Annotated in this window: 10 protein-coding genes; 4 read left to right on the top strand and 6 right to left on the bottom strand. The window is 71.4% G+C overall.

Annotated elements, in window-relative coordinates; genetic code table 11:
* Positions 1–35: 35 nt before the first annotated feature.
* The 5 genes from ACFQ79_RS39715 to ACFQ79_RS39695 form a co-directional block, all read right to left on the bottom strand.
* A complete protein-coding gene (locus ACFQ79_RS39715; protein WP_383593045.1) occupies positions 36–404 on the bottom strand; it encodes a PRC-barrel domain-containing protein in 369 nt (122 codons plus the stop codon).
* A 168-nt stretch (positions 405–572) separates the two neighbouring features.
* Positions 573–1397 (bottom strand): ribonuclease BN, encoded by an 825-nt coding sequence (locus ACFQ79_RS39710; RefSeq protein WP_383593042.1) that lies wholly within the window; start codon positions 1395–1397, stop codon positions 573–575.
* 57 nt (positions 1398–1454) lie between these two features.
* Entirely contained in the window at positions 1455–1610 is a 156-nt protein-coding gene (locus ACFQ79_RS39705; RefSeq protein WP_266974719.1) for a DUF6131 family protein, read from the bottom strand.
* Positions 1611–1853: 243 nt separating this feature from the next.
* Positions 1854–2009 carry a CsbD family protein gene (locus ACFQ79_RS39700; protein ID WP_383593048.1) on the bottom strand — a complete coding sequence of 52 codons (156 nt, stop codon included), beginning with the start codon at positions 2007–2009 and terminating at the stop codon, positions 1854–1856.
* 121 nt (positions 2010–2130) lie between these two features.
* Entirely contained in the window at positions 2131–2631 is a 501-nt protein-coding gene (locus ACFQ79_RS39695; RefSeq protein ID WP_383593039.1) for a hypothetical protein, read from the bottom strand.
* A 269-nt stretch (positions 2632–2900) separates the two neighbouring features.
* Here ACFQ79_RS39695 and ACFQ79_RS39690 point away from each other — a divergent pair, with 269 nt between their 5' ends.
* Positions 2901–3179, top strand: a complete 279-nt coding sequence (locus ACFQ79_RS39690; protein WP_383593037.1) for a hypothetical protein — start codon at positions 2901–2903, stop codon at positions 3177–3179.
* Between the two features lie 16 nt (positions 3180–3195).
* On the opposite strand, the gene ACFQ79_RS39685 is transcribed toward ACFQ79_RS39690, so the two are convergent.
* A complete protein-coding gene (locus ACFQ79_RS39685) occupies positions 3196–5094 on the bottom strand; it encodes a propionyl-CoA synthetase (RefSeq protein WP_383593035.1) in 1899 nt (632 codons plus the stop codon).
* Positions 5095–5386: 292 nt separating this feature from the next.
* Between ACFQ79_RS39685 and ACFQ79_RS39680 the strand changes: the two genes are divergently transcribed.
* The 3 genes from ACFQ79_RS39680 (at position 5387) to ACFQ79_RS39670 (ending at position 6965) form a co-directional block, all read left to right on the top strand.
* The gene (locus ACFQ79_RS39680) at positions 5387–6088 is read left to right on the top strand and encodes a 2-phosphosulfolactate phosphatase (RefSeq protein ID WP_383593033.1); all 702 of its coding nucleotides are present in this window, start codon (positions 5387–5389) and stop codon (positions 6086–6088) included.
* 142 nt (positions 6089–6230) lie between these two features.
* Positions 6231–6572: a DUF6422 family protein gene (locus ACFQ79_RS39675; protein WP_383593030.1), complete on the top strand. Its 342-nt coding sequence runs from the start codon at positions 6231–6233 to the stop codon at positions 6570–6572.
* A 189-nt stretch (positions 6573–6761) separates the two neighbouring features.
* The gene (locus ACFQ79_RS39670; protein WP_030213732.1) at positions 6762–6965 is read left to right on the top strand and encodes a cold-shock protein; all 204 of its coding nucleotides are present in this window, start codon (positions 6762–6764) and stop codon (positions 6963–6965) included.
* The last annotated feature ends 74 nt before the right edge of the window (positions 6966–7039 follow it).

The raw sequence follows: 7039 nt of genomic DNA, 5'->3' as shown, positions 1-7039 counted from the left end.
ACTCGGCGAGTTCGGGCCCTCCGTCGCGCGGGCGGTCAGACCAGGCGGTTGCCGAAGGGGCCGCCCAGCATGTAGTACGCGCCCAACTCGTGGCGGTAGGCGGGGTCGTCCAGGTGCGTGTCGCGGTGGAACTCGGGAGCGTCCTTGATCTGCTCCTTGGACCCGTCGACGTAGACCTTCCGTTCGTCCACGTCGACGCGGACGACGGTGCCGGCCGGCAGCAGGACCTCCTTGCCGAAGATCCAGGGCCCGGTGTCCACGACCAGATAGGCGTCATCGACCTCGTCGGAGTGCTTGTCGACCTTACCGATGCCGCCGTTGGTCGCCTCGACCTTGTAGCCGGTCAGGTCGGTCCCGGCCAGGTGACCCGTGGTCGACTTGTAGCTCCAGATGTGTTCGGTCACGCGAAAACAACTCCCCCGGTAGGCAGAGGGCGGCGTGCGGTTCCCCGCCGTCCTCCCTTTCCGTGCTTCGTGTTTCGTGATTCGTGCTTCGTACGCGGCGGATTGCGTGCTCGCCCGTACTCCGCCTGCCCCGGCCCCGGTCGCCCATGCCCTCGGTCTCCGGCGGGGTCACGTCCGCCGTCTCGGCCTCCGTGTCACACGGGGCAGCTCGTCGTCGAACAGGCGGCCCGCCAGTGCACCGCCGAACACGACCACACCCACCGCGACGAGCCAGGTCTCGATGACCAGGAACGCGCCGAACGGCCCGTAACTGACGGCGCTCGACGCGATCAACGGGGAGAAGACGAGCCGGGAGAACACCCTCAGCCCCAGCAGCCCGAGCACGGTGGCCACCGCACCGGGCAGCAGGGCCGTCCACCCGACCCTGCCCCCGAGCAGCAGGTGCTGCGACCACCAGAAGAACAGGATGCCGCTGAGCAGGGTGACGACGCCCCCGGTCGGACCCTGGCGCCAGAAGGCGGCGACGGCGAGCAGATACAGAACCCCCAGGAGGACGGCCAGCCACAGCACGTGCCGCCATCTGGCCCGCCAGCGCGCCGGGGGAAGGTCCCAGACCTTCTCGTAGCCGCTCTGCACCACGGTGCCGAACGAGAGCCCGAACACGGCGAGCAGGGCCAGGCCGAACGCCGTCGTGGCCCGCCGCACCTGGCCGGGGAGTGCGAAGAGGTGCTCGATCTCCATCCGGGCGGGCTCCGAGACGCCGAGCGCGTCGCCGAGCCACTGCGCGAAACCCTTGCCGCTGCCCGCACCGGCCGCGGACACGACGATCAACAGCGGGATCAGGGTGAGGAATCCAAGCGCCGCGAACCCCAGCGAACGCTGCCACAGGTCGAGTTCGCTGACCGGCCCCCATCGGTGGCCGGCCCGCACGCGACGGATCCCGCTTCGTATCCGCTCGAACGGAGGCCGACGTTCAGCGGGACGGCCGGTCATCAGCTGTCCCGCGCGCGTGCCGCACCCGGCACCGTCGGCCTCCGGGCGGGATCCGCGTCACCAGTAGTGGCGTCGCCCTCCCACCGCATGGCCGAGGGCTCCGAGGATCCACAGGATGGCGCCGATGACGACCAGGACGATCCCGATGGTCCACAGGATCGAGATGCCGGCGACGAATCCGATGACCAGAAGAATGACTCCGACAAGGATCATGGTGTGCCTCGCTCTCTGGAGGTGAGCCGTGTTCGTAACGGGCCTCGGGCCCGGGACCGGGCGGCGTAGGCATGTCCGTCACCTCATGAACGGCGTCTGCCCGGCCCCACTGCGGAGGCGCGGGCCGGGGGCGGGCCGGGGGCCGGGGGCCCTTGTCCGAACCCGCCCCGCACCGCGGACGCCCCGCACGGCGATGCCCTTGCACCGCCCATGCCCGGCACCGCGGAGGGTGGACCGGCGGTGCTAGTCCTTCATCGTGTCCTTGATCTTCTCCTTGGCCTGCCGAGCGTCCCCCTTCATCTGCTCGGTGCGGCCTTTCGCCGTGAGGCGCTCGTTCCCGACGGCCCGGCCGGCGGCTTCCTGGACCTTGCCCTTGGCCTGTTCCTTCTTGGCCTTCATCTTCTCCTCGCCCGACACGGTCGTGCTCCTTTCGTGCGTCCTCGTCTGATGTATCGCGGCTAGCCCGTTTCGTCCCCCGTAAACATGAGAGGAACGCTGTCTCCGGCTCCCGCGCCCGGTCCTACCCCTCGGGGCCTCCGGGGCCGTCCTGGTCTCCGTCGGGGAGGAGTTCGTCGAAGAGGGCCCGGTAGAGGGCCATCGCTCCGCGCAACTGCTCGGCGGTGGCCCGGTGCGTGGCGGCGAGCAGGTCGATCTCGTGGGCCTCGCGGTAGCGCGCCAGAGCGCGGCCGTGTTCCACCGGCAGGTCGCGCGCCCGCTGCTCGAAGTCCTCCGTGGGACAACCGCGCTCCCGCATGAGGACGCTCACCAGGCGGTCCGCGTCGTGGACCGCCGCCTCCGGCCGCTGGACGAACTGTTCCTGCACGCCCCGCCACTCCCGCAGGTAGCGCTCCCGCACGTGGTCCGGCAGGGGGCGGGTGCCGAGGGAGTCGTGCTGCTGGTCCGTGCCGAGGCCCTCGTGCGACCGGTGCCGACGCGGACGGTCCAGCGCGAACGCCGACGCGACCAGGACGACCAGCACCACGGCCGGAACGACGATGGCCAGGATCGTGCCTGTGGACATGACTCGGTGCCCCTTCACCGCGAGGGTGCCTTCCCCGGGCGGCTGCCCGCGGGGAGTACGCCGAAACCGTGCGCGCACTCCATTCACCCCTCTTCTCCCCACCACCGCCATCGTCGGGAAGCGGTATCAGGACCGGGCCGCGGCCTGCCCTCGGGCGTCCCGCGCGCCGCTTCGGAAGGGTTGTCGGATACTGGATCCACCACCCCTTGCCTCCTCTCGCCCACAGAGGACCGGGGCAGCGGGTGGACCGACGTGTGGCAGGAGGGTTCATGCTCATCAGCCATGTCTTCGAGGATCGCGTCCTTCACGTGACCCTCCTGCGCGACCTCGATGTCACCGGCCGCGCGGCGGTCGCCCTGCACATCGAGACGCTCCTCGCCACCCATGGCCCACGGCACGTCCGGATCCAGCTGCCCACGTCGGACCCCTCCCCGGCCTCACTCAGCGTGCTCGCCCGCGCCCGCCGCCTGTGCGAAGGACTGGGGACCCCGCTGACCGTCGTAGGGCCCATCCGGATCGCCCCGCACTCACGGCCCGCGGCGGCGTAGCGTCACCGGACCCCCTTCACGGGGTGCGGTCGCCGTCTCCGCCGCGGCGGAGAACGGGACGCAGCGCGTCGATGACGCTCGCGTCGTCGACCGTGGAGGGGACGGGTTCGTCGCGGCCGTCCGCGATGCCGCGCATCGTCTTGCGCAGGATCTTTCCCGAGCGGGTCTTGGGCAGGGCGGCCACGACCGCCACGTCCTTGAGGGAGGCGACGGCGCCGATCCGGTCGCGTACGAGCCGGACGAGTTCGGCCTCGACCTCGCCCGGCTCGCGGGCCGTGCCGGCCTTCAGGACGACGAAGCCCCGTGGCACCTGTCCCTTGAGGGGGTCGGCGACGCCGATGACCGCGCACTCGGCGACGTCGGGGTGGGCGGCCAGAGCCTCCTCCATGCTGCCCGTGGACAGCCGGTGTCCGGCGACGTTGATGACGTCGTCGGTGCGGCCCATGACGAAGACGTAGCCGTCGCCGTCGATGTGCCCGCTGTCGCCCGTCAGGTAGTAGCCGTCGTAGGCGGACAGGTAGGAGGCGATGTAGCGGTCGTCGTCGTTCCAGAGGGTGGGGAGCGCTCCGGGCGGCAGGGGCAGTCTGACCACGATCGCCCCGTCGACGCCCTCGGGGGCCGGCTTGCCCGAGGGGTCGAGGACCCGGACGTCCCAGCCGGGCAGCGGGCGGGTGGGGGAGCCGGGTTTGACGGGGGCGGCTTCGATGCCGACCGGGTTGGCGACGATGGGCCAGCCGGTCTCGGTCTGCCACCAGTGGTCGATCACCGGGACGTCCAGAAGGGCGCTCGCCCAGCGGTAGGTCTCGGGGTCGAGACGCTCACCGGCGAGGAAGAGGTAGCGCAGGCGGGACAGGTCGTGGGCTGCGGCGAGTGTTCCCTCCGGGTCCTCCTTGCGGATCGCCCGGAAGGCGGTCGGCGCCGTGAACATGGTCTTGACGCCGTAGTCGGCCGCGACGCGCCAGAACTGGCCCGCGTCCGGTGTGCCGACCGGCTTGCCCTCGTACAGGACGGTCGTGGCGCCGACCAGCAGGGGTCCGTAGACGATGTACGAATGGCCGACGACCCAGCCGACGTCGGATCCGGTGAACATGGTCTCGCCCGGACCGATGTCGTACACGGCGCCCATCGACCAGTGCAGGGCGACCGCGTAGCCGCCGCAGTCACGCACGACTCCCTTGGGCTTTCCCGTGGTTCCGGAGGTGTAGAGGATGTACAGGGGATCGTTCGCGGGCACGGGAACGCACTCGGCCGGCGGTGCGGCGGCCACCAGGTCGGCCCAGTCGAGGTCGTCGGGTCCCAACTCGGCGATTTCCTGTGGACGTTGCAGGATCACGCTCTTCTCGGGCTTGTGGGAGGCGAGTTCGATCGCCCGGGCGAGCAGCGGCTTGTACGGGATGACCCGCTTGCCCTCGATGCCGCAGGAGGCGGAGACGACCACCTTGGGCGTGGCGTCGTCGATGCGGAGGGCGAGCTCGCGCGGGGCGAAACCGCCGAAGACGACCGAGTGGACCGCGCCGATCCGGGCGCAGGCCAGCATCGCGACGGCGGCCTCCGGGACCATCGGCAGATAGATCACCACCCGGTCGCCACGCCCCACGCCGAGCTGGGTGAGCGCCCCGGCGAACGCCGCCACCTCGTCCCTCAGCTGCGTGTAGCTGTAGGTGCGCCGGGTGCCGGTGACGGGGGAGTCGTAGACGAGCGCGGGCTGGTCGCCGCGGCCCGCTTCGACGTGCCGGTCGAGCGCGTTGAAGCAGACGTTGAGCCGCCCGTCGGGAAACCAGTGGTGGAAGGGGGCGTTCGAGGAGTCGAGGGCCCGCCGGGGGACGACGTCCCAGTCGATGCCCTCGGCGGCGTCGAGCCAGAAGGTCTCGGGGTCCTCCGTGCTGGCGCGGAAGACGTCCTCGTACATTCCCATCGCGGACTCCTCTTGTCGCGTCGGGGTTCCAACGCCGTGGGGTCGGACTGCGGTTGCGGCGTACACAAAGGCCGGGGCAGGTCGGGGCGCGGGGCTCCGTGGGGCGGGCAGGGCGGGCGGGTCGGACCACGCATACCGTATGTCGGCGGTCCGCGGTCTGCGACCGTGACCGACCGGGCAGCCAGGTCTCGGCCGGCCGGCGTCACCCAACCGGCGAGGGCCTGTGAGCCGGACGACGTGATGCGTGCCACTGTCCGCGCACTTCGCGTCCGGCATGCGTGATCATGACCGGATGGACGCTCGTTTCCTTGGTATCACCGAGCTGGCCGAAGCCCCGTCGGTGGCGGTCGTGATCGACGTCATGCGTGCCTACACGGTGGCCGCCTGGGCCTTCGCCCGGGGGGCGGAGAAGATCGTTCTCGCCGAGTCGCTGGACGACGCCCTGGCGCTCAAGGCCCGTCACCCGGACTGGGTGGCGCTCAAGGACGGCCCGCCCGCGCCCGGCTTCGACGCCGTCAACTCGCCGGGGCTGCTGCGGTCCGCCGACCTCGGTGGACGGACCGTCGTGCAGAAGACCACGGCCGGGACGGTCGGCGCCCTCGCCGTCAAGGACGCGTCCCTCGTGCTGTGCGCCGGCTTCGTGGTGGCGGAGGCGACGGCTCGGATCCTGCGGGCACGCGACTGCGACGACGTCACGTTCGTGGTCACCGGCGAGGACGGCCGGGCCGAGGAGGACCTGGCGTGCGCGCAGTACATCGCCCGGAGGGCGAGCGGGACCGCGACGGACGCGGCCGGGTTCCTCCGCCGCGCCGGCGCGTCGCGCGCCGCCGCCGAGCTGACGGAGGGGGTGCGCCAGGGAGCCCACCCGGACGACGTCGCCCTCTGTCTCGAACTCGACCGGTTCCCCTTCGCGATGGTGGCGACCCTGGAGGACGGACTCATGGTCCTCCGCCCTCATGGCGTGCCCTCGCCCGGCGGCACGGCCGCGGGCTGATCGCCGGCACGCAGCCGGGTCTCCGGCTGCTCCTCCCGGCGGAAGCCCCGTCGGGCGTGCGGCGCAGCCCGTGCGCGCCGTCTCAGGCCGGGCGCCGCCCTTCTGGTACGACGGTGGCCCGACCACTCGGAGGAGGGCGTGGATGTCCGACAACGTGGAGCCGGACCGGCGGACCGGTGAGCAGTCGAAGGCGCTGGCGGAAGCCACGGCGGTGGTCGTCGCCGCCCGCCGCGAGGCCGCGGCGATCCTGCGGAGGGCGGGCACCGAGCTGCTGCCCGAGGAGCGCGCGTGGTTCGTGGGCGACGGCTGCGGGGGAGCGTTGCCACCACCTCCGACTCCCCACTTCTGCCGGTGTCCGCGCTACCGAGGCAACGGCCACGAGCCCTGTGTGAACACCTTCGTCGACGCCACCGGTCCTGATCTCGGCACGGGCCCTCCCCACGTCCGCTGCCGTCACCCGAAGGACTCGCACGGCCAGATCTGACCGCCGGTCACCGGCTCGGGGCCTGGAGTCATGGTCCCGGGTGACGGGAAGATCATCACATCGGAGTAACAAGATCGGATCAGTGGGTGTAGGTGGGCATGTGTCGGGGGAAGACCCGTGTGGCGCCCGTGGAAGGGCGCCGCGACGGTCCCACCCCGGACCGTCGCCGGACTGACCAGAAGGACGAGCATGGCCAGCGGCACCGTGAAGTGGTTCAACTCCGAGAAGGGCTTCGGCTTCATCGCCCAGGACGGCGGCGGACCGGACGTCTTCGCCCACTACTCCAACATCTCGGGCAACGGGTACCGCGAGCTGACCGAGGGCGAGGCCGTGACGTTCGACATCACCCAGGGCCAGAAGGGTCCGCAGGCGGAGAACATCGTCCGGGGCTGAGCCCCCGGCCTGCTCCGGCGGGCTTGTCTCCCCCTGACGGCGACCCGCTGTCGACGGCGCCCGCACTTCGTGCG

Source organism: Streptomyces sp. NPDC056480, assembly GCF_042795405.1.
In the GTDB taxonomy this organism is placed as follows: Bacteria; Actinomycetota; Actinomycetes; order Streptomycetales; family Streptomycetaceae; genus Streptomyces.
This window is presented reverse-complemented; position numbering and strand designations above follow the sequence as displayed.

Coding starts and splice junctions, on each gene's coding strand:
- ACFQ79_RS39705 (WP_266974719.1), bottom strand. CDS start 1,610: ATGATCCTTGTCGGAGTCATTCTTCTGGTCATCGGATTCGTCGCCGGC.
- ACFQ79_RS39685 (WP_383593035.1), bottom strand. CDS start 5,094: ATGGGAATGTACGAGGACGTCTTCCGCGCCAGCACGGAGGACCCCGAG.
- ACFQ79_RS39700 (WP_383593048.1), bottom strand. CDS start 2,009: ATGAAGGCCAAGAAGGAACAGGCCAAGGGCAAGGTCCAGGAAGCCGCC.
- ACFQ79_RS39675 (WP_383593030.1), top strand. CDS start 6,231: ATGTCCGACAACGTGGAGCCGGACCGGCGGACCGGTGAGCAGTCGAAG.
- ACFQ79_RS39680 (WP_383593033.1), top strand. CDS start 5,387: ATGGACGCTCGTTTCCTTGGTATCACCGAGCTGGCCGAAGCCCCGTCG.
- ACFQ79_RS39670 (WP_030213732.1), top strand. CDS start 6,762: ATGGCCAGCGGCACCGTGAAGTGGTTCAACTCCGAGAAGGGCTTCGGC.
- ACFQ79_RS39690 (WP_383593037.1), top strand. CDS start 2,901: ATGCTCATCAGCCATGTCTTCGAGGATCGCGTCCTTCACGTGACCCTC.
- ACFQ79_RS39695 (WP_383593039.1), bottom strand. CDS start 2,631: ATGTCCACAGGCACGATCCTGGCCATCGTCGTTCCGGCCGTGGTGCTG.
- ACFQ79_RS39710 (WP_383593042.1), bottom strand. CDS start 1,397: ATGACCGGCCGTCCCGCTGAACGTCGGCCTCCGTTCGAGCGGATACGA.